Source organism: Streptomyces sp. HB132, from assembly GCF_016909575.1.
In the GTDB taxonomy this organism is placed as follows: Bacteria; Actinomycetota; Actinomycetes; order Streptomycetales; family Streptomycetaceae; genus Streptomyces.
This window is the reverse complement of record NZ_JAFBGA010000022.1, coordinates 69,404-95,010: the sequence shown is the minus strand read 5'-3', so window position 1 is coordinate 95,010 and position 25,607 is coordinate 69,404. Positions and strand designations below refer to the sequence as shown.

At 70.7% G+C, this 25,607-nt stretch carries 16 protein-coding genes; 10 read left to right on the top strand and 6 right to left on the bottom strand.

The annotated features are described in order from the left end of the window. The 5 genes from mtrB (at nt 1) to JOC24_RS30945 (ending at nt 6,759) form a co-directional block, all read left to right on the top strand. Nucleotides 1-2,034, top strand: a complete 2,034-nt coding sequence (gene mtrB / locus JOC24_RS30965; protein WP_205023756.1) for an MtrAB system histidine kinase MtrB — start codon at nt 1-3, stop codon at nt 2,032-2,034. Between the two features lie 28 nt (nt 2,035-2,062). Further along, nucleotides 2,063-3,886 (top strand): LpqB family beta-propeller domain-containing protein, encoded by a 1,824-nt coding sequence (locus tag JOC24_RS30960; RefSeq protein WP_205023765.1) that lies wholly within the window; start codon nt 2,063-2,065, stop codon nt 3,884-3,886. Nucleotides 3,887-4,076: 190 nt separating this feature from the next. Further along, nucleotides 4,077-4,796, top strand: a complete 720-nt coding sequence (locus JOC24_RS30955; protein ID WP_205023755.1) for a ComF family protein — start codon at nt 4,077-4,079, stop codon at nt 4,794-4,796. Nucleotides 4,797-5,124: 328 nt separating this feature from the next. Continuing rightward, nucleotides 5,125-5,814, top strand: a complete 690-nt coding sequence (gene hpf, locus JOC24_RS30950; RefSeq protein WP_205023754.1) for a ribosome hibernation-promoting factor, HPF/YfiA family — start codon at nt 5,125-5,127, stop codon at nt 5,812-5,814. Nucleotides 5,815-6,006: 192 nt separating this feature from the next. After that, a complete protein-coding gene (locus tag JOC24_RS30945) occupies nt 6,007-6,759 on the top strand; it encodes a response regulator (protein WP_205023753.1) in 753 nt (250 codons plus the stop codon). A gap of 23 nt (nt 6,760-6,782) precedes the next feature. On the opposite strand, the gene JOC24_RS30940 is transcribed toward JOC24_RS30945, so the two are convergent. Together JOC24_RS30940 and JOC24_RS30935 are read right to left on the bottom strand one after the other, a co-directional pair. Beyond that, nucleotides 6,783-7,958: a winged helix-turn-helix domain-containing protein gene (locus JOC24_RS30940; RefSeq protein ID WP_205023752.1), complete on the bottom strand. Its 1,176-nt coding sequence runs from the start codon at nt 7,956-7,958 to the stop codon at nt 6,783-6,785. 10 nt (nt 7,959-7,968) lie between these two features. Continuing rightward, nucleotides 7,969-8,556, bottom strand: coding sequence for a GNAT family N-acetyltransferase (locus tag JOC24_RS30935; RefSeq protein WP_205023751.1), 588 nt, complete (start codon nt 8,554-8,556; stop codon nt 7,969-7,971). A gap of 242 nt (nt 8,557-8,798) precedes the next feature. Between JOC24_RS30935 and secA the strand changes: the two genes are divergently transcribed. Next, on the top strand, nt 8,799-11,621 hold the full coding sequence (secA, locus tag JOC24_RS30930; RefSeq protein WP_205023750.1) for a preprotein translocase subunit SecA: 2,823 nt from the start codon (nt 8,799-8,801) through the stop codon (nt 11,619-11,621). A 324-nt stretch (nt 11,622-11,945) separates the two neighbouring features. On the opposite strand, the gene JOC24_RS30925 is transcribed toward secA, so the two are convergent. Continuing rightward, complete coding sequence (locus tag JOC24_RS30925) at nt 11,946-12,362, bottom strand: Rv3235 family protein (protein ID WP_205023749.1); 417 nt, start codon at nt 12,360-12,362, stop codon at nt 11,946-11,948. 280 nt (nt 12,363-12,642) lie between these two features. Between JOC24_RS30925 and JOC24_RS30920 the strand changes: the two genes are divergently transcribed. The 3 genes from JOC24_RS30920 (at nt 12,643) to JOC24_RS30910 (ending at nt 19,496) form a co-directional block, all read left to right on the top strand. Then, nucleotides 12,643-13,149, top strand: a complete 507-nt coding sequence (locus tag JOC24_RS30920; RefSeq protein WP_205023748.1) for a DUF6912 family protein — start codon at nt 12,643-12,645, stop codon at nt 13,147-13,149. Between the two features lie 178 nt (nt 13,150-13,327). Next, the gene (locus JOC24_RS30915) at nt 13,328-13,999 is read left to right on the top strand and encodes an HAD family hydrolase (protein ID WP_205023747.1); all 672 of its coding nucleotides are present in this window, start codon (nt 13,328-13,330) and stop codon (nt 13,997-13,999) included. Between the two features lie 445 nt (nt 14,000-14,444). Further along, nucleotides 14,445-19,496 (top strand): NAD-glutamate dehydrogenase, encoded by a 5,052-nt coding sequence (locus tag JOC24_RS30910; RefSeq protein WP_205023746.1) that lies wholly within the window; start codon nt 14,445-14,447, stop codon nt 19,494-19,496. A 97-nt stretch (nt 19,497-19,593) separates the two neighbouring features. On the opposite strand, the gene JOC24_RS30905 is transcribed toward JOC24_RS30910, so the two are convergent. Beyond that, nucleotides 19,594-20,412, bottom strand: a complete 819-nt coding sequence (locus JOC24_RS30905) for an ABC transporter ATP-binding protein (protein WP_205023745.1) — start codon at nt 20,410-20,412, stop codon at nt 19,594-19,596. Next, nucleotides 20,405-21,346, bottom strand: coding sequence for an ABC transporter permease (locus JOC24_RS30900; protein WP_205023744.1), 942 nt, complete (start codon nt 21,344-21,346; stop codon nt 20,405-20,407). The genes JOC24_RS30905 and JOC24_RS30900 overlap by 8 nt, the downstream gene beginning before the upstream one ends. 141 nt (nt 21,347-21,487) lie before the next feature. Here JOC24_RS30900 and JOC24_RS30895 point away from each other — a divergent pair, with 141 nt between their 5' ends. After that, nucleotides 21,488-22,093: a TetR/AcrR family transcriptional regulator gene (locus tag JOC24_RS30895; protein ID WP_205023743.1), complete on the top strand. Its 606-nt coding sequence runs from the start codon at nt 21,488-21,490 to the stop codon at nt 22,091-22,093. Here the strand turns inward: JOC24_RS30895 and JOC24_RS30890 are convergent. Further along, nucleotides 22,083-25,538 carry a bifunctional glycosyltransferase/CDP-glycerol:glycerophosphate glycerophosphotransferase gene (locus JOC24_RS30890; RefSeq protein WP_205023742.1) on the bottom strand — a complete coding sequence of 1,152 codons (3,456 nt, stop codon included), beginning with the start codon at nt 25,536-25,538 and terminating at the stop codon, nt 22,083-22,085. The two genes, JOC24_RS30895 and JOC24_RS30890, sit on opposite strands and share 11 nt — an antisense overlap. Nucleotides 25,539-25,607: the final 69 nt, after the last annotated feature.

Here is a 25,607-nt window from a genome sequence, read left to right as displayed (position 1 = left end):
ATGACCCTGGGCAGCGCTGCTCCGCCACCCGGGACGCCCGGGGCCCGTACGGAGCGGGCTGCCGGTCCGGCGCGGAGTACTCCTCGTTTCGGCAGGTTCCCGCGGGGCGCCCGGTTGTTCCGTGACCGGACGCCCGGCGGCCCCGTGCCGCGGCTGCTCATGCGGTGGATCCGCGGGCCGCTGCTGCCGGCCGTCCGGCTGTGGAGGCGCAATCTGCAGTTGCGCGTCGTGGCGGGCACGCTGCTGATGTCGATCGCCGTGGTACTGCTCCTCGGCTTCGTCGTGATCGGGCAGGTCCGCAACGGCCTGCTCGACGCGAAGGGGAAGGCCGCGCAGACACAGGCGGCCGGTGGCTTCGCTGCCGCCCAGGCGAACGCGAACGCGCCGCTGGTTCCGGGTGACGAGACCGCGGACGGCGCCGACGGTGTGACGGCCAGTACCTCATGGCGCACCGAGCTCGTCGACCAGCTGGCCAGCGGTGGTACGAACGCTTTCAACGTGGTGGCACTCAGCGACGACTCCCTGGGACAGAGCACCACCAGCCGCGCCCCGCGCGGCTCGGGAAGCGTGGAGGCGTCCAGCATCCCGCAGAGGCTGCGGGACGACGTGGGCGAGGGGTCAGGTGCCTTCCAGACCTATTCACTGATCCGGTACTCGTACGGGAAGCATTCGGAGCCCGGGCTCGTCGTCGGCAAGCGGCTCTACGACGTCGACCAGAACCCCTACGAGCTGTACTACCTCTTCCCGCTCACGCAGGAGGAGAAGTCGCTGACCCTGGTGACGACCACACTGGCCACGGCCGGCCTGTTCGTCGTCGTGCTCCTCGGCGCGATCGCCTGGTTCGTGGTGCGCCAGGTCGTCACGCCCGTACGGATGGCGGCGGGGATCGCCGAGAGACTTTCCGCCGGCCGTCTCCAGGAACGGATGAAGGTCACCGGTGAGGACGACATCGCCCGCCTCGGTGAGGCCTTCAACAAGATGGCGCAGAACCTTCAGCTGAAGATCCAGCAGTTGGAGGAGCTCTCCCGCATGCAGCGGCGGTTCGTCTCGGACGTGAGCCATGAGCTGCGCACTCCGCTGACGACCGTGCGGATGGCCGCCGATGTCATCCATGAGGCGCGGGTCGACTTCGACCCGGTCACGGCCCGGTCCGCGGAGTTGCTGGGGGACCAGCTCGACCGCTTCGAGTCGCTCCTGTCCGATCTGCTGGAGATCAGCAGGTTCGACGCGGGGGCCGCGGCGCTGGAGGCCGAGCCGATAGACCTGCGTACGGTCGTCCGGCGGGTGATCGGCGGCGCCGAGCCGCTGGCGGAGCGCAAGGGCAGCCGGATCCTGGTCGCGGGTGACGAACAGCCCGTGGTCGCGGAGGCCGACGCGCGCCGAGTCGAGCGGGTACTGCGCAACCTCGTCGTCAACGCCGTCGAGCACGGTGAGGGCCGGGACGTCATCGTGCGGATGGGCGTCGCTCAGGGCGCCGTGGCCGTGGCGGTCAGGGACTACGGCGTGGGGCTCAAGCCGGGCGAGGCTACCCGGGTCTTCAACCGTTTCTGGCGGGCGGACCCGGCACGTGCCCGCACCACCGGTGGCACAGGCCTGGGTCTGTCGATCGCCGTCGAGGACGCCCGGCTGCACGGTGGATGGCTGCAGGCCTGGGGCGAGCCCGGTGGCGGCTCGCAGTTCCGGCTGACTCTGCCCCGTACGGCGGACGAGCCGCTGCGCGGGTCACCGATACCGCTGGAGCCGGAGGACTCCCGGCGCAACCGGGAGGACCGTGAGCGTGCGGAGGCGGCTCCGGAGCCGGACAGTCACCGGCTGATGTCCGTACCGGACCGGACGGGTTCCGCGGTGGGTTCGCACCTGGCGGTGCCGTCGCACGGACCGGCGGCGTCACGTACGCCGGCGTCGGTCGATCCCGCGGCCCTGCCGGGCAGCGGAGCGCGTGTGGTGTCGCGTCCGGCCGCCGTCCGGCCGGGCGGAAGTCCCGACCCAGATACGCAGGATCCGGAGCAGGAGGACACAACTCGTGGACGCTGACCGCTGTCGGGGCGGCCGCGGGCGGGTGGTGCGGTTGTCCGTGCTGCTCGGCTGCGGTGTCGTGCTGCTCGCCGGGTGCGGAGCGATGCCGGTGACGGGCGACGTGAAGGCGGTCGACGCCTCGCAGGCCGGTGACGCACAGGTCCAGGTGTACGCAGTGCCGCCGAGGGAGGGCGCCGGACCCATCGAGGTCGTCGACGGCTTCCTGGAGTCGATGACCAGTGACGACCCCGACTTCCGGACCACCCGCAAATATCTGACCGCGGAAACCGCGCGTACGTGGCAGCCGGGCGAGGGCACCACCGTGCTCGCGCAGGCGCCCAATCGCAACGGGCCGACGATCCAGGGCACGGAACGCAGGACGACCGAGACCACCTACACGCTGACCGGCGAGCAGGTGGCGGCTGTCGACGCGCAGAGTTCCTACCGGCCGCTGGCCCCGTCGGAGTACTCCCAGATGCTTCATCTGGTCCGTGAGAGAGCGGCGGACGGCAAGCAGGAGTGGCGCATCGACATCGTGCCGGACGGTCTGGTGCTCGGACAGTCGGACTTCAAGCGCCTCTACAGGTCCGTGAACAAGTACTACTTCGCCGCGGGACGGACGGACGACGAGTCCGCACTTGTCGCGGACCCCGTCTACGTACGGAACCGCACGGACCCCGTCACACGGATGGACACGGCGTCGCAGACGGTGCGGACGCTGCTGGAAGGCCCGTCGAACTGGCTGCGACCGGTCGTCGATTCGCGCTTCCCCGCCGGTACGGCGCTGAAGGCCGGGGTCACCTCGCTGGCACCGGACGACCAGAACGTCCTGAAGGTGCCGCTCAACAAGAAGGCCGAGAAGGCCGGGCAGGGTGCCTGCCGGATGATGGCGGCCCAGGTGCTCTACACCCTGCGGGACCTGACCTCCGCCCGGGTGGGGCAGGTGGAGCTGCAGGGTGAGCAGGGCCCGCTGTGCTCCCTCGGGGCCGATGAGGCCGAGGAGTTCGCCTCGGACGACGGAGCGGGCGGCCCCGACAGCCAGTACTTCGTCGACGACGAAGGGCACGTGCAGCGCATCCCCGGAAGCAGTAAGGGCAGCGGTGATCCGGAGCCCGTGACCGGTCCGCTGGGCAGCGGGCCGGTGGCCATGAGCGCCGTGGGCGTGGCCCGGGACGAACAGCAGGCCGCCACCGTCTCGGCGAATCAGCAGCATCTCTACGTGTCCTCCCTCACCGAGGAGGGCGAGCTGTCCGCCCCTGTGGTGAGCAGCAGCGCGAAGCAGGACGCGGACCGGCTGTCGGCACCGAGCTGGGACGGCGGGGGTGATCTGTGGGTCGCCGACCGCGATCCGTCGGATCCCAGGCTGCTGCGGCTCGTGGACGGCGCCGGAGAGCCGCAGGAGGTCTCGGTACCCGGCTTGAGCGGGCGGATCGAGGCGCTGCGCATGTCGGCGGACGGGGTGCGGATCGCCCTGCGGGTGTCGCGGGACGGGCACACGACGCTGCACATCGGCCGGGTCGAGCGTCATGGTTCGGGAGAGGACGAGACGGTCTCGGTGGAGGACCTGCGCCGGGCCGCGCCCCAGCTGGCCGACGTGACGGCTGTTTCCTGGTCCGGCCGGAGCCGTCTCGTGGTGGTCGGCAAGGAGGAGGGCGGTGTGCAGCAGGTGCGGTATGTGCAGGCCGACGGGTCCACGGCGTCCTCCGGAGTCCTGCCGGGCGTGAACCAGGTGACGGCGGTCGCGGCAGCCGGCGACGAGCAGCTGCCGCTGATGGCCGACACCGAGAGCGACGGGATAGTGAAGCTGTCGCCCGGGGACAACTGGCAGACGGTTCTCAAGGAGGGCTCCTCGCTGGTCTACCCCGGCTGAGGTCCTCCCCGGCCGAGCGCACGGAGTGCCGTCCCGGGGCGGCGATCACCGTCGGTGCGGGCGTGCGGGCGTGCGGGCGTGCGGGCGTGCGGGCGTGCGGGCGTGCGGGCGGTAGGCAGGAGCTTCGCGGTTTCCACAGGGGTTTTCCACAGGGATGGTCGGACACCCGCCGTGCGGGCACAGTGGGGCTGTGCGGGGTTGGTGGCGGGAGATCGTGGGACTGGTGCTGCCGGTGGCCTGTGGGGGCTGCGGCAGGCCGCGGACGGAGTTGTGCCTGGAGTGTGCCGTCGGTCTGGCGTCCGGACCCCGGCGCGTACGGCCTGCGCCCGAGCCCGACGGGCTGCCGGTGGTCCACGCGGCGGCCCCGTACGAGAACGCCGTGAGGGCGATGCTGCTTGCCCATAAGGAGCGCGGGGCCCTCGGCCTGGCCGGAGTGCTCGGCTGCGCGCTGGCGGCCGCTGTGCGGGCCGGAGCGGGGCACGGGGGCGAGGCCGGCCCGTTGCTGCTCGTGCCCGTGCCGTCGGCGCGGCGGGCCACGGCCGGGCGCGGGCACGATCCGGTGCGCAGGATCGCCGCTGCGGCCGCCGCTGAGCTCCGGCGCGGAGGGGCACGGGCCGGACTGCTCGCCGTACTGCGGCAGCGGCGTGCGGTGGCGGACCAGGCGGGGCTGGGAGCCCGGGACCGGCAGACGAATATGGCGGGCGCGCTCGTCGTCGCGGCCGGGGGCCGGAAGCTGCTCGACGGCGGCCGGGTCGTGCTCGTCGACGACCTGCTCACGACGGGGGCCACGCTGGCGGAGGCGGCGCGTGCGGTGCGCGCCGCGAGACCCCCCGGCATGGGGGCTGCGGAAGGGCTCCGGGCCGCGGTTGTCGCAGCTTCTCCGTCTGCTTTCGAAATAAACCGGAACTGACAGATAACTTCCATCGTCGCAGGTGGCGAGTGGGTAAAGGGCCCCGCTCGGAGGTACGCGTGAGTAGCGGGTGCCGACACGGGGGTGGGCAGGCTATGTTCGGTTGTGAGGGGCGGTGAATTCCGCACCTCGATGAATGCGCCACCAGGTTTCGGGCAGGTAGCCCACCGGTACGCCAGAAGCATAAAAATCGGTGGGGTGAAAGCCCGCCGATGGGGGAGGAGGAGGTGACAGCCACCGAGTCAGCGGCTCCGGCGATCACCGGAGCCTGGTGCAAAAGGGAGATGCTCCGCCGCCGAAGCGGAGCGATCCGGGAACGGAGTTCTGCGTGGACATCGTCGTCAAGGGCCGCAAGACCGAGGTGCCCGAGCGGTTCCGCAAGCACGTGGCCGAGAAGCTGAAGCTGGACAAGATCCAGAAGTTCGACGGCAAGGTGATCAGCCTCGACGTCGAGGTGTCCAAGGAGCCGAATCCCCGTCAGGCCGACCGTGCGGCACGGGTGGAGATCACGCTCCGCTCACGTGGGCCGGTCATCCGGGCGGAAGCGGCGGCAGGCGACCCGTACGCAGCGCTTGACCTGGCCACCGACAAGCTGGACACACAGCTGCGCAAGGAGCACGACAAGCGCTACAGCAGGCGTGGTAACGGCCGGCTGTCGGCAGCCGAGGTCGCGGAGGTCGTCCCGGGCGCCGCCTCGTTCAACGGGGACGGTGAGCTGATTCCCGAGGAGCCGGAGCACTCCGTGCCGACCACGCGGATGGGCTCGCTCGAGGTACAGGGCGAGGGACCGCTCGTGGTGCGCGAGAAGATGCACGTCGCAGCACCGATGACGCTCGACCAGGCGCTCTACGAGATGGAGCTGGTCGGGCACGACTTCTACCTGTTCGTCGACTCCGAGACCAAGGAGCCCAGTGTCGTCTACCGGCGGCACGCCTATGACTACGGTGTCATTCACCTGAGGACCGACCCGCTGGCCTCGGACGGGGCGGGCGGCGCGGGCGGTGCGCTCGGCGGCTGACGCCCTCCACCCACAGCCGATACGCGGTGCCCCTGGAGCGTCCGAATGCTCCGGGGGCACCGCGTGCGAGCGCGGGGCACCGTTTCGGCGGCCGGGCATGAAAGCATGGTGGCCCAGGCCAATCAGTGCTCTGTGCACTGCCGTTGGCGCACAGCCTGTGACCTCAGGCAGTTGCCTTCAGGGGGAGGAACGATGGCGGACACCTTCGGGCCCGTGCGTGGCACGAGCGATGCCCACAGCGCTGCCGGTACGGATTCCGTTGCGGACGACGGCGGTTCCCGCAAGGAGCCCATCAGGGTGCTTGTGGTGGATGACCACGCGCTCTTCCGCAGGGGTCTGGAGATCGTCCTCGCACAGGAGGAGGACATCCAGGTCGTCGGAGAGGCGGGGGACGGCGCGGAGGCGGTCGACAAGGCGGCGGACCTGCTGCCCGACATCGTGCTGATGGACGTCCGGATGCCCAAGCGCGGCGGCATCGAAGCCTGCACCTCCATCAAGGAAGTGGCCCCCAGCGCGAAGATCATCATGTTGACGATCAGCGACGAGGAGGCCGACCTCTACGAGGCGATCAAGGCAGGGGCCACCGGGTACCTGCTGAAGGAGATCTCGACCGACGAGGTCGCCACGGCCATTCGCGCGGTGGCGGACGGCCAATCGCAGATCAGTCCGTCGATGGCCTCCAAACTGCTCACCGAGTTCAAGTCGATGATCCAGCGCACCGACGAACGCCGGCTCGTTCCCGCGCCGCGGCTGACCGAGCGGGAGCTGGAAGTGCTCAAGCTCGTGGCCACCGGCATGAACAACCGTGATATCGCCAAGGAATTGTTCATTTCCGAGAACACGGTGAAGAACCACGTCCGCAATATCCTGGAGAAGCTCCAGCTGCACTCCCGCATGGAAGCCGTGGTCTATGCCATGCGGGAGAAGATCCTCGAGATCAGGTAGCGGTGGAGCAGCTGTCCGGCGTCCTACGGGATGACACGGGCGATCTCCGCCACGAGCGGCTCGCGCAGCTCCGGCGCGTCGACGCGCTCCAGCCGTACATCGGTGCAGCCGACCCAGGACGCCGCCTCCACGAGGGCCTCGGCCATCGGCTTCACGGACTTCACTCCGTCCAGCGACACCTGGCGGGCGACCAGCGTGGTCCCCTCCCTGGCCGGGTCCACCCGGCCGCGCAGCATGCCGCCCGCCAGCAGCGGCATCGCGAAGTAGCCGTGGATCCGCTTGGCCCGGGGGACGTACGCCTCCAGGCGGTGGGTGAAGCCGAAGACACGCTCCGTGCGCGCCCGCTCCCAGATCAACGAGTCGAAAGGCGACAGCAGCGTCGTACGGTGCCGTCCGCGCGGTTCCGAGGCCAGGGCCTCGGGGTGTGCCCAGGCAGGCTTCGCCCAGCCCCGCACCGCCACCGGGACCAGCCCGGAGTCCGCCACGACGGTGTCGAACTGCTCGGCCTTGAGCCGGTGGTAGTCGGCGATGTCCGACCGGGTGCCGACGCCCAGCGACCGTCCCGCCAGGGCCACCAGGCGGCGCAGGCACTCCGTGTCGTCCAGGTCGTCGTGGAGGACGGCGTCCGGGATCGCGCGCTCCGCCAGGTCGTAGACGCGCTTCCAGCCGCGCCGTTCGGTGCACACCACCTCGCCGTACATCAGGGCCCGTTCGACGGCGACCTTGGAGGCGGACCAGTCCCACCACTCGCCGCCGTTCTTCGCGCCGCCGAGCTCGGTCGCCGTCAGCGGGCCCTCGGTGCGCAGCTGCTTGATCACCGTCTCGTAGGCCCCGTCGGGCAGCTCGTGGTTCCAGTGCGGCCGGGAGCGGTAGGCGCGGCGGCGGAACGCGAAGTGAGGCCACTCCTCGACCGGCAGGATGCACGCTGCGTGCGACCAGTACTCGAACGACCGGCCCCCGGACCAGTAGGCGTCGTCGACCGTGCGGCGGCCGAGCGCGCCGAGACGGGCGTACGGCACGAGCTCGTGCGACCGGGCGAGGACCGAGATGGTGTCGAGCTGGACGGCCCCGAGATGGCGCAGCACCCCCGGGACCCCGCCCCGGCGGTCGGGGGCGCCGAGGAAGCCCTGTGCGCGCAGGGCTATCCGGCGTGCCTGGTCGGCGGAGAGTTCCAGAACGGGCGGCGGCACAGACGTCATGGGCTGAACCCTAGAGCGCGCCACTGACATCGGAGGCCGGCAGATACGGAAGGGTCCCTGGCAGCCCGAGATCGGCCGGGAGCAGTGAGCCGATCCAGGTGTCGCGCCGTGTTCCCTTGTTGACCAGGCCCGACCGCTGCTCGCCCTCCATGTGGAATCCGGCACGCCGGGCGACCGCCCGGGAAGGGGCGTTGCCGATCTCCGCCCGCCACTCGAAGCGGTCCGCGCGAAGGACGGTGAACGCCCAGTGGGCCGCCGCCAGCACCGCTTCCGTCGTGTAACCGGCGCCGCGGTGTTCCCCGGCCGTCCAGTAACCCACCTCGTAGGTGCCGGGCAGGGTGCGGTTGACGCCGAGCGCGCCGACGAGCGGGCCGCCGTCCCGCAGCAGCAGGGCGAAGTTGTACATCGTGTCGTCCTGCCAGCCCGCGGGTGAGAGTTTCCGGGTGAAGAGCTCCGCGTCGGCACGGGTGTACGGCGAGGGGACAACTGTCCAGCGCTGGATCTCCGGGTCCTGGCAGGCGGTGTACACGGCGTCCTCGTCCTCGGGGGCGAAGGGGCGCATGAGCAGGCGTTCCGTGGTGAGGCTGACGGGGTTCATGCGGGGATTGTGGTGACGGGGAGCGCGGTACGCGAGCGCTTTTCGCCGCTTCCCGGCACCTTCCGTCGGCCTCGTCCGTTGTCCTGGAAGGGGTGCGGTGGGGAGAACGCGGTGGCAGCCCTCCCGGCACGGCGCGGTCCTCGCTTACGATGGCCGTTGCGGTGGGGCCCACCTGCCGTGCCCGCGCCAGAGTCCATCACACGACCCAGTGCCAGGCCCGACCGGCAAGGAGACCAGCCTCAGTGTCCGTCTTCAACAAGCTCATGCGTGCAGGCGAAGGCAAGATCCTGCGCAAACTGCACCGCATCGCGGACCAGGTCAGCTCCATCGAAGAGGACTTCGTCAACCTCTCCGACGCCGAGCTGCGGGCGCTCACCGACGAGTACAAGGAACGGTACGCGGACGGCGAGAGCCTGGACGACCTGCTTCCCGAAGCATTCGCGACCGTCCGTGAGGCCGCGAAGCGCGTCCTCGGACAGCGCCATTACGACGTCCAGATGATGGGCGGTGCCGCCCTCCACCTCGGCTACGTGGCCGAGATGAAGACCGGTGAGGGCAAGACCCTCGTCGGCACCCTGCCCGCGTATCTCAACGCGCTCTCCGGCAAGGGCGTGCACCTGATCACGGTGAACGACTACCTGGCCGAGCGTGACTCCGAGATGATGGGCCGGGTGCACAAGTTCCTCGGTCTCGAGGTCGGCTGCATCATCGCGAACATGACTCCGGCCCAGCGCCGTGAGCAGTACGCGTGCGACATCACGTACGGCACGAACAACGAGTTCGGGTTCGACTACCTCCGCGACAACATGGCGTGGTCCAAGGACGAGCTCGTCCAGCGCGGCCACAACTTCGCCATCGTCGACGAGGTCGACTCGATCCTCGTCGACGAGGCGCGTACACCGCTGATCATCTCGGGCCCGGCCGACCAGGCCACCAAGTGGTACGGCGACTTCGCGAAGCTGGTCACGCGCCTCACCAGGGGTGAGGCGGGCAACCAGCTGAAGGGCATCGAGGAGACCGGCGACTACGAGGTCGACGAGAAGAAGCGGACCGTGGCCATCCACGAGCCCGGTGTCGCCAAGGTCGAGGACTGGCTCGGGATCGACAACCTCTACGAGTCGGTGAACACCCCGCTCGTCGGTTACCTGAACAACGCGATCAAGGTCAAGGAACTCTTCAAGAAGGACAAGGACTACGTCGTCATCGACGGCGAAGTCATGATCGTCGACGAGCACACCGGCCGCATCCTCGCCGGTCGCCGTTACAACGAGGGCATGCACCAGGCCATCGAGGCGAAGGAAGGGGTGGACATCAAGGACGAGAACCAGACGCTCGCCACGATCACCCTGCAGAACTTCTTCCGCCTCTACGGCAAGCTCTCCGGCATGACCGGTACGGCGATGACCGAGGCCGCCGAGTTCCACCAGATCTACAAACTGGGCGTCGTGCCGATCCCGACGAACCGGCCCATGGTCCGCGCCGACCAGTCGGACCTGATCTACCGCACCGAGGTTGCGAAGTTCGCCGCGGTCGTCGACGACATCGCCGAGAAGCACGAGAAGGGGCAGCCGATCCTGGTCGGCACCACCTCCGTCGAGAAGTCCGAGTACCTCTCGCAGCAGCTCTCCAAGCGCGGTGTCCAGCACGAGGTCCTCAACGCCAAGCAGCACGACCGTGAGGCGACGATCGTCGCCCAGGCCGGCCGCAGGGGCGCCGTCACGGTCGCCACGAACATGGCCGGCCGAGGCACCGACATCAAGCTCGGCGGCAACCCGGACGACCTCGCCGAGGCGGAGCTTCGCCAGCGCGGTCTCGACCCCGTCGACCACGTCGAGGAGTGGGCGGCCGCCCTGCCCGCCGCGCTGGAGAAGGCCGAGCAGGCCGTGAAGGCGGAGTTCGAAGAGGTCAAGGATCTCGGCGGGCTGTACGTGCTCGGCACGGAGCGGCACGAGTCGCGGCGCATCGACAACCAGCTGCGCGGTCGTTCCGGCCGTCAGGGGGACCCGGGCGAGTCCCGGTTCTACCTGTCGCTGGGTGACGACCTGATGCGGCTGTTCAAGGCGCAGATGGTCGAGCGCGTCATGTCGATGGCGAACGTCCCGGACGACGTCCCCATCGAGAACAAGATGGTGACCCGGGCGATCGCCTCCGCACAGTCGCAGGTCGAGCAGCAGAACTTCGAGACGCGTAAGAACGTCCTGAAGTACGACGAGGTGCTCAACCGGCAGCGCGAGGTCATCTACGGCGAGCGCCGCCGGGTCCTGGAAGGCGAGGATCTGCAGGACCAGATCCGCCACTTCATGGACGACACGATCGACGACTACATCCGCCAGGAGACGGCCGAGGGCTTCGCCGAGGAGTGGGACCTCGACCGCCTGTGGGGGGCCTTCAAGCAGCTCTACCCGGTGAAGGTCACGGTCGATGAGCTGGAGGAGGCCGCGGGCGACCTGGCCGGCGTGACCGCCGACTTCATCGCCGAGTCGGTCAAGGACGACATCCACGACCAGTACGCGGAGCGCGAGAAGACGCTCGGCTCGGACATCATGCGTGAGCTGGAGCGGCGCGTGGTCCTGTCCGTCCTGGACCGCAAGTGGCGTGAGCACCTCTACGAGATGGACTACCTCCAGGAGGGCATCGGCCTCCGGGCCATGGCGCAGAAGGACCCTCTGGTCGAGTACCAGCGCGAGGGCTTCGACATGTTCAACGCCATGATGGAGGGCATCAAGGAGGAGTCCGTCGGCTACCTGTTCAACCTGGAGGTCCAGGTCGAGCAGCAGGTCGAGGAGGTCCCGGTGCAGGACGGCGCGGAGCGCCCCTCGCTCGAGAAGCAGGGCGCACCGGTCGCGGCCGCCTCCGGGCGCCCGGAGATCCGGGCCAAGGGCCTGGACGCACCGCAGCGTCCGGACCGGCTGCACTTCTCCGCTCCCACCGTGGACGGGGAGGGTGGCGTGGTCGAGGGCGACTTCGCCAACGGTGACGGTGCGCGGTCCGAGGGTGACGGGCTCACGCGTGCGGAGCGCCGGAAGGCGCAGAAGAGCACGGGTGGGCGGCGCCGCAAGAAGTAGCGCGCAGCACGTCTGAACGGGGCCTGGCCCGGACACCGGTTGTGGTGTCCGGGCCAGGCGCGTTTCCCGGGCCTCTGCGGGGCTCCGGGCCGGGTTGTGGCCTCCTCGGGGCCCCAGGGCTCCCCTGGGGCGTGGCAGGAGGTCACGTGGCCGCTGAAGCCGTCTCACGGCTGGCGGGTCTGTCCCGGGTCGCCGGACGAACCGGCCTCGGCGGGGCCGATCCGGAGTGCGGAGCGGGGAGGTCCGGAACACCGGCCTCCCAGCCCAGGGGCGGTGTCCTCGACGGCCGCAGGTGCGTTCGAGGACCGGGTGGCCGTCGACCGGTCATCTGAGCACCGACAGGCGCTCGCCGCCCAGGTCGATCGCGGCGCAGCGCCAGCGCAGGTCGTGGCCCTGCTCCAGGCGGAAGGCCATGGCCCGGACCTGCTCGCCCGTGGCGATGCTGGCGAAGGCCTCGACCACCCCGGTGGCCGGCTGGGTGCCGTGGCAGGTGCGTACGACCGGTCGCCTGCGGCCCGCGCCGAGCGGGGCGTCGGGGGCGAGCACGGCGAGCTGGTCGTAGGCCTCGCCGATCGTGTGGCCGAGCATCCAGTGCACCGGCCGCTGTCCGCTCAGGACGGCGAGAAGGCGCTCCGCGAACCACTGGTGCGGGCGCAGCGGCCGCCGGGGCCGTTGTGGCGGTACGGTGCCCGGCCTGCTGCGGTCGTGTCGTCCGGCCGGCCTCGTCCTGTCCGTGCTCATGCTCATAGCCCCCGTGGCTGCTGTCCGGAGCCCGGGCTAGTACCGGGCGGTAACTTCTGCTGGGGACCTTCTACGGGGCCGGTCACCGGCCCCGCAAGCGGCGGTGAGGCCCCGCCCCGGTCCTGGCGGGATCACCTATCCGGGTGATGGGCCCGGCGCCGCAAGGGAACCGCGGGGGTGACGGTCGTCGCGCGGTGGACAGCGACGGGCGGATCGGCAACCCCGAAGGGGGACGTCGCACGTATCCTGACGGCGTCATCGACTACGAAAGCGGTCATCCATGCGTGTGTACGTCCCTCTGACACTTTCCGGTCTCGCCGCGGCGCACGGGGCGGGCGAAGTCGGTCCGGGGCCGCTGACCGCCTATGCCGTGACGCCCGGTCTGCGCGAGTGGTACGTCTCCGACGACATCGAGGAGCTGGAGTACGCGGCGCTCAACAGGGCCGCCGCCGCCTCGCTGCGGATGATCGCGGGCCGGCCGGAGGAGACCCGGCGGCGGGTCGTCGTGGCCTTCGACGTGCCGGACGGTGCCGCGGTCGCCGACGCGGACCACATCCTGGACGCGTCGTCGGTCGGCGAGGTGCGGATCGCGGACGCCGTGGCGTTGTCGAAGGCCGCCGCCGTCCACGTGGACGGCGAGGACGCCGAGAAGGACGTCACCTCGGCGGCCGCGGTGCTGGGGGCTGCCGACCTCGGCGACGACGACGCCCAGTTCACCGTGGACGGCGCGGAGGACCACGAGCTGCTGTGGTTCGGGATCCAGGAGATCCCCGGCCTGATCGCCTGATCCCCGTCCTCTGGTCCGCCTGTCTGCCTGCCTGTCTGCCTGTCCGCCTGCCGGTCCTCGTCCCGCTCGTCCTCGCGCCGGCCGCGCGCCCACGTGCACGTTCGTCCGGCTCGTCGCCCATGAGCCTCCGCCGGGCTCCGCCCGGGTGACTGTCGTAGCGGGCGAGTATTTTTTACCCATGGCGACATCGGGGAAGCACCGCACACATCTGGTCTGGGACTGGAACGGCACTCTGCTCGACGACATCCACGCGGTCCTCGGGGCGACGAACGCGGCCTTCGCGGCGGTCGACCTGGCGCCGATCACGCTGGAGCAGTACCGCGAGACGTACTGCGTGCCGATACCCAGGTTCTACGAGCGGCTCATGGGCAGGCTGCCCACTCAGGCCGAGTGGGAGCGGATGGACGGCCTCTTCAACCGCCACTACACCGAGCATCGGCCGGCCTGCGCACTGACCGAGGGCGTCGAGGAGCTGCTGAGCCGGTGGCAGCTCGGCGGCCGCAGCCAGTCGCTGCTGAGCATGTACGGCCACGAGCACCTGGTCCCGGTGGTGCGGGGATTCGGCATCGAGCGCCACTTCGTGCGCGTCGACGGACGGACGGGTCCCTCCGGCGGCAGCAAGGCGCAGCACATGGAACGTCACTTCGAGGTGCTCGGAGGCATCGCCCCCGAATCCGCGGTGGTCATCGGTGACGCGGTGGACGACGCCGTGGCCGCGGCGCACGTCGGAGCGCGCGCCGTGCTCTACACCGGCGGTTCGCACAGCCGCAGCAGCCTGGAAGCGGCGGGTGTGCCCGTCGTGGACACCCTGGCCGAGGCCGTCGCGCTGGCCGAGCTGATGACGGACTGAGGGACGCGACGGCCTGCGGGTGCGACGGTCTGCGGGCGCGACGGCCGGCGCGGCGACCGTGTGATCGGCTGACCACATCTGCGCGGGTGTGTGTCCATACGCCCGGTGCCGCTCTTGTGCGATGTCCAGAGTGTCAAAGTTCTGGACCTTCTTTTGTACATATGCGGCTCATGACGGTTGTGGGTGCAGGAGGGATAGCCTGGTCCCGTGATCAGCGCGATACGCCTCGGGGGCAGCGAAGCCCCCGGCCTGCGCCCGGAGTGCCACCGCACCCGGGCGATGCGTGATCTCCACGCCCCGGGCCGTCTGCCGAAAATGGCCGATACGGCCCCGGGCGTCTCCCGAGGCGGCATAGCGTCGACCCAGACCGGAAACCCCGCGTCGTGGCGTTACGTCGCCTTCTTCACCTACGTCACGCAACGGCGCGCGACAGGAGCCAGAGGACATGCAGACCAAGCTGGACGAAGCCAAGGCCGAGCTGCTCGCACGGGCGGCCCAGGTAGCTGACAACAGTCCGGGCGGTGGTGTCGGTGGCCCGGGAGGTGGCCTCCGGGTGCACCTTGCCGAAGCGGCGACGGGTACCGGAGCGGACGGCACCGGAGCGGACGACGGTACCGCGGCCGGCCAGGGTGACCGCCAGGGCCGGGACATGCTGCTCGCCTATCTCCAGCGCTACTACCTGCACACCGCCCTGGAGGACATCAGCGACCGTGACCCGGTCGATGTCTTCGGTGCCGCTTCCTCCCACTACCGTCTCGCCGGAAACCGCCCCCAGGGCACGGCGAACGTCCGGGTGCACACCCCGACCGTCGAGGAGAACGGCTGGACCAGCAGCCACTCGGTCGTCGAGGTCGTCACGGACGACATGCCCTTCCTGGTCGATTCCGTGACCAACGAGCTGTCGCGGCAGGGCCGTGGCATCCACCTCGTGATCCACCCGCAGATGATCGTCCGCCGCGATGTCGCGGGCAAGCTGATCGAGGTGCTCGCCGACGAGCGACCGAGGGGCAACGGCGGCAAGCGGGCCAAGGGCAAGGAAGCCCGCCCCGAGCTGCCGCACGACGCGCTCGTCGAGTCCTGGATCCACGTGGAGATCGACCGGGAGACCGACCGCGCCGACCTGAAGCAGATCACCGCCGACTTGCTCCGTGTCCTGTCCGACGTACGGGAGACCGTCGAGGACTGGGACAAGATGCGGGAAGCCGCGCTGCGGATGGCCGACGACCTTCCGTCCGAGCCGCTCGACGAGCTGGCCGACGAGGAGGTCGAGGAGGCGCGCGAGCTGCTGCGCTGGCTCGCCGCCGACCACTTCACCTTCCTCGGCTACAGGGAGTACGAGCTCCGGGAGTCCGACGCGCTGACGGCCGTCCCCGGCACCGGTCTCGGCATCCTGCGCTCCGACCCGAAGCACAGTGAGGACGAGGCCCACCCGGTCAGCCCGTCCTTCGACCGGCTTCCGGCGGACGCCCGCGCCAAGGCCCGGGAGCACAAGCTCCTCGTCCTGACGAAGGCGAACAGCAGGGCGACCGTGCACCGCCCCAGCTACCTGGACTACGTCGGGGTGAAGAAGTTCGACGCCGACGGCAACGTCATCGGTGAGCGGCGCTTCCTCGGGCTGTTCTCCTCCGCCGCGTACACCGAGTCGGTGCGCCGGGTGCCCGTGGTGCGCCGGAAGGTCGCCGAGGTGCTGGAGGGCGCGGGCTTCACGCCCAACAGCCACGACGGCCGCGACCTGCTCCAGATCCTGGAGACGTACCCGCGCGACGAGCTGTTCCAGACGCCCGTCGACCAGCTGCGTTCCATCGTCACCTCCGTGCTCTACCTCCAGGAGCGCCGCCGGCTGCGGCTCTACCTGCGTCAGGACGAGTACGGGCGCTACTACTCCGCCCTCGTCTACCTGCCGCGTGACCGCTACACCACCGGTGTGAGGCTCCGCCTGATCGACATCCTCAAGGAGGAACTGGGCGGCACCAGCGTCGACTTCACGGCCTGGAACACCGAGTCGATCCTCTCCCGGCTGCACTTCGTCGTCCGGGTCCCGCCGGGCACGGAGCTGCCGCACCTCACCGACGCGGACGCGGACCGCATCGAGGCCCGCCTCGTCGAGGCCGCCCGCTCCTGGGCCGACGGCTTCCAGGAGGCGCTGAACGCGGAGTGCGGGGAGGAACGTGCCGCCGAACTGATGCGCCGTTACGGCCAGTCGTTCCCCGAGGGCTACAAGGCGGACCACTCGCCGCGAGCGGCCGTGGCCGACCTGGTGCACGTCGAGGACCTCAAGAGCGAGCGCAAGGACTTCGCCCTCAGCCTGTACGAGCCGGTCGGCGCCGCCCCCGCCGAGCGCCGGTTCAAGATCTACCGCACCGGTGAGCAGGTCTCGCTCTCCGCCGTCCTCCCCGCGCTCCAGCGGCTCGGCGTCGAGGTCGTCGACGAACGTCCCTACGAGCTGCGCTGTGCGGACCGCACGCACGCCTGGATCTACGACTTCGGGCTGCGCCTGCCGAAGAAGGCCACGGGCAACGGCGACTACCTCGCCGATGACGCCCGGGAACGCTTCCAGCAGGCCTTCGCGGCCATCTGGACCGGCGAGGCGGAGAACGACGGCTTCAACTCCCTGGTCCTGGGCGCCGGCCTCAGCTGGCGGCAGGCCATGGTGCTGCGCGCCTACGCGAAGTACCTGCGTCAGGCGGGTTCGACGTTCAGCCAGGACTACATGGAGGACACCCTCCGCAACAACGTCCACACCACCCGGCTGCTGGTCTCGCTCTTCGAGGCCCGGATGTCCCCGACCCGCCAGAAGGCCGGTACGGAGCTGACGGACGGGCTGCTGGAGGAGCTCGACGGCGCCCTCGACCAGGTCGCCTCTCTGGACGAGGACCGGATCCTGCGGTCCTTCCTCACCGTCATCAAGGCCACGCTGCGGACGAACTACTTCCAGCTGGCCGACGACCACGAGCCGCACGGTTACGTGTCGATGAAGTTCGACCCGCAGGCGATCCCGGACCTCCCCGCGCCGCGCCCGGCGTACGAGATCTGGGTCTACTCGCCGCGCGTCGAGGGTGTCCACCTGCGCTTCGGCAAGGTCGCCCGGGGCGGGCTGCGGTGGTCGGACCGTCGGGAGGACTTCCGTACGGAGATCCTCGGCCTGGTCAAGGCACAGATGGTCAAGAACACCGTGATCGTGCCGGTCGGCGCCAAGGGCGGGTTCGTCGCCAAGCAGTTGCCGGACCCGGCCGTGGACCGTGACGCCTGGCTCGCCGAGGGCATCGCCTGCTACAGGATCTTCATCTCGGCGCTGCTCGACATCACCGACAACATGGTGGCCGGCGAGGTCGTGCACCCCGCGGAGGTCGTCCGTCACGACGAGGACGACACCTACCTCGTCGTCGCCGCCGACAAGGGGACCGCGAGCTTCTCCGACATCGCCAACGACGTGGCCGTCGCGTACGGCTTCTGGCTCGGGGACGCCTTCGCCTCCGGCGGCTCCGCCGGGTACGACCACAAGGGCATGGGCATCACCGCCCGCGGTGCCTGGGAGTCCGTGAAGCGGCACTTCCGCGAGCTGGGCCACGACACGCAGACCGAGGACTTCACCGTCGTCGGCGTAGGCGACATGTCAGGCGACGTCTTCGGCAACGGCATGCTGCTCTCCGAGCACATCCGGCTGGTCGCGGCCTTCGACCACCGGCACATCTTCATCGACCCGAACCCGGACGCGGCGACCTCGTACGCCGAGCGGCGCCGGCTGTTCGACCTGCCGCGCAGCTCCTGGGCGGACTACGACACGGATCTGCTGTCCGCGGGCGGTGGAATCCACCCGCGTTCCGCCAAGTCGATCCCGGTCAACGCGCACATCCGCGCGGCGCTCGGCATCGACTCGAAGGTCACGAAGATGACGCCCGCCGAGCTGATGCAGAACATCCTCAAGGCGTCGGTCGACCTCGTGTGGAACGGCGGCATCGGCACGTACATCAAGTCGACGTCCGAATCGAACGCCGACGTCGGTGACAAGGCCAACGACTCGATCCGGGTCAACGGGGCGGACCTGCGGGCCCGCGTCGTCGGGGAGGGCGGCAACCTCGGGGCCACCCAGCTCGGCCGGATCGAGTTCGCCCGGGCCGGCGGCCGGATCAACACCGACGCGATCGACAACAGCGCCGGTGTGGACACCTCCGACCACGAGGTGAACATCAAGATCCTGCTCAACGGTCTCGTCCGGGAGGGCGACATGACCGTGAAGCAGCGCAACAAGGTGCTCGCGGAGATGACCGACGAGGTCGGGCAGCTCGTGCTGCGCAACAACTACGCGCAGAACACCGCGCTCGCCAACGCCTGTGCCCAGGCGCCGTCGCTCCTCCACGCCCAGCAGCGCTTCATGCGCAGGCTCGGCCGCGACGGACACCTGGACCGGGCGCTGGAGTTCCTGCCGAACGACCGCCAGATCCGTGAACTGCTGAACCACGGCAAGGGCCTCAGTCAGCCGGAACTGGCCGTGCTGATCGCCTACACCAAGATCACCGCGGCCGAGGAGCTGATCTCCACCAGCCTGCCTGACGACGCCCACCTGCAGAGGCTGGTGCACGCGTACTTCCCGGAGCAGCTGAGCGAGCGGTTCCCCGAGGCGGTCGACGGGCACGCGCTGCGCCGCGAGATCATCACGACGGTGCTGGTCAACGACACGGTGAACACCGGTGGTTCGACCTTCCTGCACCGGCTGCGCGAGGAGACCGGGGCGTCGCTCGAGGAGATCGTGCGGGCACAGTTCGCCGCCCGTGAGATCTTCGGACTCTCCGCCGTGTGGGACGCCGTGGAGGCGCTCGACAACACGGTGGCCGCGGACGTGCAGACCCGGATCCGGCTGCACTCGCGCCGGCTCGTCGAGCGCGGCTCGCGCTGGCTGCTCGGCAACCGGCCCCAGCCGGTCGAGATCGCGGAGACCATCGCGTTCTTCCGTGACGGCGTCGAACGCGTCTGGAACGAGCTGCCGAAGCTGCTCAGGGGCGCGGATGCCGAGTGGTACGGGTCGATCCTCGACGAGCTCACCTCGGTGGGGGTCCCCGAGGAGCTGGCTGTCCGGGTGGCCGGGTTCTCCTCGGCCTTCCCGGCGCTGGACATCGTGGCGATCGCGGACCGTACGGACAAGGACCCGCTGGCGGTCGCCGAGGTGTACTACGACCTCGCCGACCGGCTGGGGATCACCCAGCTGATGGACCGGATCATCGAGCTGCCGAGGGCCGACCGCTGGCAGTCCATGGCCCGCGCCTCGATCCGTGAGGACCTGTACGCCGCGCACGCCGCCCTGACGTCGGACGTGCTGTCCGTCGGTGACGGGACGTCGGCGCCCGAGCAGCGGTTCAAGGCCTGGGAGGAGAAGAACGCGGCGATCCTGGCACGTTCGCGCGCCACCCTGGAGGAGATCCAGGGCTCGGAGTCCTTCGACCTGGCCAACCTCTCGGTGGCCATGCGGACGATGCGGACCCTGCTGCGTACTCACGCCTGACCCGGTGCGGCCGACCGGGCCGTGACACAGCCGTCCGCCGGACGGGCCCCATCGGCCCGTCCGGCGGACGGCGTTACGGCGTCAGCCGGTCACCGCGTCATTTCTTGGGCTTCCCGGGCTTCCCGGGCTTCCCGGGCTTCGCGGGCCCGGTGAACTCCTCGTACGCGGCGACGACGTCCTTGGCCGGGCCGTCCATCCGCAGGGTCCCGGCCTCCAGCCAGATCGCCCGGTCGCAGGTCTCGGTGATCGACCTGTTGCTGTGGCTGACCAGGAACACCGTGCCGGCCTCCTCGCGGAGCTCCATGATCCGGTCCTTGCTGCGCCGCTGGAACTTCGCGTCGCCGGTGGACAGGGCCTCGTCGATCAGCAGGACGTCATGGCTCTTGGCTGCGGCGATGGAGAAGCGCAGCCTGGCGCCCATGCCGGAGGAGTACGTCCGCATCGGCAGGGTGATGAAGTCGCCCTTCTCGTTGATCCCGGAGAAGTCGACGATGTCCTGGTAGCGCTCGCGGATCTGCTCGCGCGTCATGCCCATGGCCAGCCCGCCGAGCACGACGTTGCGCTCCCCGGTCAGGTCGCTCATCAAGGCGGCGTTCACGCCGAGCAGGGAGGGCTGCCCCTGGGTGTGGACTTGGCCCTTCGACGGGGGCAGCAGGCCCGCGATCGCCTTGAGGAGTGTCGACTTTCCGGAGCCGTTGGAGCCGATCAGGCCGATGGCCTCGCCCTTGTACGCGGCGAAGCTGACGCCCTTCACGGCGTGCACCTGCCGCGCGCCCCGCGGCTGCCGGCGCGACACGATCCGGTTCAGGGCGGAGGTGGCGCTGCCCTTTCCGGTGCGGGCGCCGTTGACCGTGTAGGTGATGTGGACGTCGTCCACGACGACGGTGGGTACTCGTGTGTCGGGGGTGTCAGCCACGTCCGTACCTCTCCTCTGCCTTCCAGAAGTAGACGAAGCCGCCGACACCGCAGACGAGCGCCCAGGCCGTCGCGACGGCCCACACGTGCGGGGGGAGCTGTGCGCCGGTGAAGCTGTCGATCAGGGCGTAGCGCATCAGGTCGATGTAGACGGCCGCCGGGTTGCACTCCAGTGCCAGCAGGACGAGCCGCGGCACACGGTCGGCGGTGAGCAGGGTGTCGAGGCTCCACATGACGCCCGAGGCGTACATCCAGGTGCGCAGGATGAACGGCGTCAGCTGCGCGATGTCGGGGGTCCCGGCGGCCAGCCGGGCCATGACCATCGAGACGCCCGTGTTGAACAGCGCCTGCAGCGCGAGGGCGGGGACCGCGAGCAGCCAGGACGGCCGCGGGTACTGACCGAACGCGAGGAGGATGAGGAAGAGGGCGCCCAGGGAGAACAACAGCTGCTGGAGCTGCTGGATGGCCAGGGCGATCGGCAGGGACGCCCGGGGGAAGTGCAGGGCCCGGACGAGTCCGGTGTTGCCGCTGATGGCCCGGGTGCCGGCCGTGATCGAGCTGGCGGTGAAGGTCCAGATGAAGACGCCGGTGACGAGGAAGGGCACGTAGTCGGGGACTCCGTGCTTGGTGTTCATCAGGACGCCGAAGATGAAGTAGTAGACCGTCGCGTTGAGCAGCGGGGTCATGATCTGCCAGATCTGGCCGAGCTTCGCCTGGCTGTACTGGGCGGTCAGCTTGGCGGTCGCGAAGGCGGTGATGAAGTGCCTGCGCCCCCAGAGCTGCCGGACGTACGCGCCGAGGGTCGGCCGGGCACCGCTGACGGTGAGTCCGTGCCGGGCCGCGAGAGCGGCCAGCTCGCCGGGTCCGTACACGGGGAGGAGGGCGGTGGATGCGGTGTCCACCGGGGCCGGCGGGGCTGCTGTCTGGCTCACCACGTTCGCTTTCGACGGGGGGCGGGGAATCAGGGCGAACGGATTCGGCTCGATGGGACGGGACCGTATCGTCGCAACGCTGACAGTAGGACGTTTGTACGTCGCAACGCAACCGTTTCGTCGTTACGGACTATCATTCGGGCCATGACCACCGAACGGCGAACCGGGCGCCGCACCCCGGCAGGTGCCGCGGTGCTCCGCGAGGACGTGACCGACGCGATCCGCGGCGCCGTCTTCGAGGAGCTGGCCGCCGTGGGGTTCGCCCGGATGTCGATCGAGGGCATCGCCCGGCGCGCGGGGGTGGGCAAGACAGCCGTCTACCGCCGCTGGAAGTCCAAGCTCCATCTCGTCCTCGACCTCGTCGCGGCCGTCGCCGCGCAGGGCATGCCGGCACCCGCGACGGGGTCGCTGTACGGGGACGTGCGGGCCGTGCTCGAACTGGCCGCCTACGCCCTGCGGCATCCGGTGGCCTCGCAGGTGATTCCCGACCTGCTGGTCGAGGCGGCACGCAACCCGGAGATCTCCGACGCCATCAAGGCCGCCCTGCTGGACCAGCAGCAGGGAGTGGCCGCCGTGGTCGTACGGGCGGCGGTGGCACGCGGCGAACTGCCTGAGGGCAGCGATCCGGACCGGGCGCTGGACCTCATCGTCGGACCGCTGTACTGGCGTCTCGTCGTGGTCCGCGGCGATCTGCCCAAGGGATACCTGGACGACCTCGCGGCCTCGGCGGTCCGGGCGCTCAAGGCCTGACGCGACGCTGGCCCTCGTCGAGCAGCCGGTCCACGACGCGGCGGGCCGCCCCACCGTCGGCGGTGGCGCAGTGGTCCCGCCGGAAGCTCTCGTACGCATCGGCGTGGAGGTCCGCCGAGTCCGGTGCGGCGCGCAGGGCCTGGGCCACCTCCTGGGTGGTCACGAGCAGCGGCCCGGGTGCGCGGGTCTCGAAGTCCAGGCAGAAACCGCGCACGGTGTCCCTGTAGTGCTCCAGGTCGTAGGCGTGGAAGAGCATCGGGCGGCCCGTGTGCGCGAAGCCGAACGCCAGGCCCGAGTAGTCGGTGACCAGCACATCGGCGATCAGCAGGAGCTCGGTGGCGTCCGGGTGCGCCGACACATCACGCAGGGCCGGGTGCGCCGGCACGCTGCCCGTCACCCGTGGGTGCCTGCGCACCAGCACGGTGGTGCGGCCGTCCAGGGAGCGGGCCAGGGCGGGCAGGTCGAGCGCGGGGTCCCAGCGGTACAGCGGGGAGGAACCGCGGGGGACGTCGGCCGGGGCGTGCGCGAGATGGTCGCGGTACGTCGGCGCGTACAGGACCACGCGGTGGCCCTCCGGGACGCCCAGCTGCCGGCGTACCCGCTCGGCCGTCCTGTCCCGGTCGGACGCGAAGAGCAGGTCGTCGGCCGGGGAACCCGCCTCCAGAACCTCGCCGCGGTAGGCCAGGGCCCGGCACAGATGCGGGGTGGCGGAGGCGCCGGGGGAGACCAGGACCGACCACTGGGCGGAGCGGTGCTCCAGCGTGGCGAGGTACTGGTGGTCGGCGTACAGGGTGCCCGTGAGGTCCAGCCCGAACCGGCCGAGCGGGGGGCCGTGCCAGGTCTGCACGACCGTCTGGTCCGGCCGCCGCTCGAACCACGCGGGCAGCTGACCCGCCGCGACGATCCGGCGGGCCCGCGCCAGCGCCTCGTACCAGGCGGCGCTGTGCGCCACGACGGGGACGGCGGTGGCCGGGACACGGGCCGTGGCGCCGGGGGACCCGTCGGTGACCCAGAGGTGCTCCGCATCGGTGCCCCGGCGCACGAACTCGGCGTGCACGGCGCGCGGGGAGCCCTCTCCGGCGTAGAGCACGACGTCGTCGAGCGGCAGTCGGCGCTGCGCCGGGTAGTGCGCCACCCGCAGACGCTTCCGGCGGTACGCGCTCCGTTCGGCGTCGCCGAGCGCCGGGGCGCAGTGCACGGTCAGCCGGTCGCCGTGGCGGCGGACGAGACGGAATCGGGCACCGGCCGCGCTCAGCGGCAGAAGCGCGGCGAGCGCGCCTCCCACCCGTACGGGCCTGCCGCCGAGGAGCACCTCCCAGTCGCCTTCGCGGGGCGGCGGTGCGAGCACCGCGGCGAAACGGGCTTCCCCACCTGATCCGGGAGCGGTCGTCGTCTCCCGGCCCGTGTCGTGAGCGGTCGCCGCTTCCCGGCCCGCGCAAGGGGCCGTCGCCGGCTCCCGGTGCGTGCCGGCGACGGTCACCGTCTCACCGAGGGTGCTGTGACGCAGGACGAGTGTGCCCGCGCCCGTACCGGCGATCCGCAGCCCGCCGTCCGGTGCGGGCCCGGCGCCGTCCACGCACGGTTCGCCGGACACCTCCACCACGAGGTTGCCCGCGGCGTCCGCGAAGGCGGGCGGCGGCAGGTCCGGAGCCGCGGCCAGCGGCACGCGGACGCCGTCGGTCAGGAGCGCAGCCCGCCACGGGCCGCCCGGCCCCCCGCCGGAGGCCGGAGCGGGGGCGGCGAGCGCCCCGAGCGGGATCCGGGCACTGAAGCCGCCCCCGTCACCACAGCGCACGGGGCAGACGTGCTCCCCGGCCCCGTCGCGCGTCAGGACGAGGGCCGACGGCCGGGCGGCCCCGTACAGCCTGCCGGTCAGCTCCAGTGTGTCCGGCCCGGCGTCGTGGGCGGTGGCCATCGCGGGCAGCCGGGTCACGGCCAGCTGCAGCCGGCCGTCCCGGTAGTCGAGCACCGCGCGCCGCCCCCCGGTCAGATCGTGGACGAGCGGTTGTGCGGCGGCGGCCTCCACGGCCCGAAGCGCCGCCCGCCGCACGACGCCGTGTCCGGCCACGACCACGCCCACCAGCCAGTCGCCCGGCCCCAGCCGCTCCGGATCGAGGACCATCTCGAAGCCCGCGTGGTCGTAACCGTGCAGTTCCTGGCCGGAGTCCGCGGTGGCCCGGTCCGTGCGGACGGTGCGCACCGGCACGGGCCGCGTCCTCCTGCCCGCCGCCTCCCGCACCAGGCCGGCCTTGAGTGACTGCCGGGCCGACCGGGCCGGGAGGTTGCGGATGTACGCGTATCCGCGCAGCCGCAACCTGCCGTCCTCGCCCCACGACGACTCCACCAGCCGTGCCACGGCGGGCAGATCACCCTTGCCGAGACGCGTCGAGACACTCCTGCCGTCCCCGGCTCCGGGGTGGACGGCCCGTCGCCGTCCCGGGGGGCCCGCGACGGCGAACGTACCCGTGCCGTTGGCCCGTTCGAACTCAAGGACCGCCAGCAGCTCGTCGACCCGGCGCTCGCGCACCAGCTGCCAGCGGATGCGCGCCTCGGCCGGCAGTCCGGCCAGAGCCGCGTCGCCCGCCCGGTCGAGGAAGGCGCCCGCGTCCGCCAGGAACGCCGAACGATAGGAGGGGCCGCCCATGGGCAGCCCCTCCAGGAAGTACACGAAGTCGTCGCGCAGGCACGAGGTGTCGTAGCGAAGCCGATGCCCGGCGCCGCGGTCCGCGAGGAACGCGCTGACCTGCTCACAGGCGGCGATCCGGTCCCGCACGCCCCGCACGTCCGTGCGCCGCCGGGTGATCGAACCCTCCCGTACCCGCCAGCAGTAGACGTGGTCGTGAAGGACGTCCACCGACCCGGCGAGATAGTGCGCCGGGATCATCACCGGCGTGTCCTCGTAGAGCTTGCCCACCGGGAAGGAGAAGGCGTGCCTGTCCCAGAACGAACGCCGGAACACCTTGTTCCAGGCGACACGGTCGGCCAGCAGCCGGGCGTCGCGGGTGATGTGGGTACGGGGCCGGTCGCTGGTCAGCCAGCGGTACTGCCAGGCCTGCTGCCGCCCCTGCTCGTTGAGCCGCCACACGTTGCCCGTCACCAGGTCGGAGCCGGTCGACTCCAGGGACGCCAGCATCCGCTCGTACGCATCGGGCACGAGGACGTCGTCACTGTCGGCGAACGCCAGGTACGGGACTCCCGCCGTGGTGTGGGCGGTCCCCGTGTTGCGGGCGGCGCTCAGGCCCGCGTTGGCCTGGTGGACGCAGCGGAAGCGGGCGTCCCCTGCGGCGAAGTCCTCGGCGATCCGGCGGCTCCCGTCCGTCGAGCCGTCGTCGACGAGCACCACCTCGAGATCACGCAGGGACTGCCCCGCCAGCGAGGTGAGGCACTCCTCCAGATAGTCCTCGACGTTGTGCACCGGGACGACGACGCTGAGGAGTGGCTTCATGTACGGATCAACCCGGAGGAGGGCCTCGGGTCACGCCGCTGACCCGAACGGGTGAAGATCCCTGGGGCG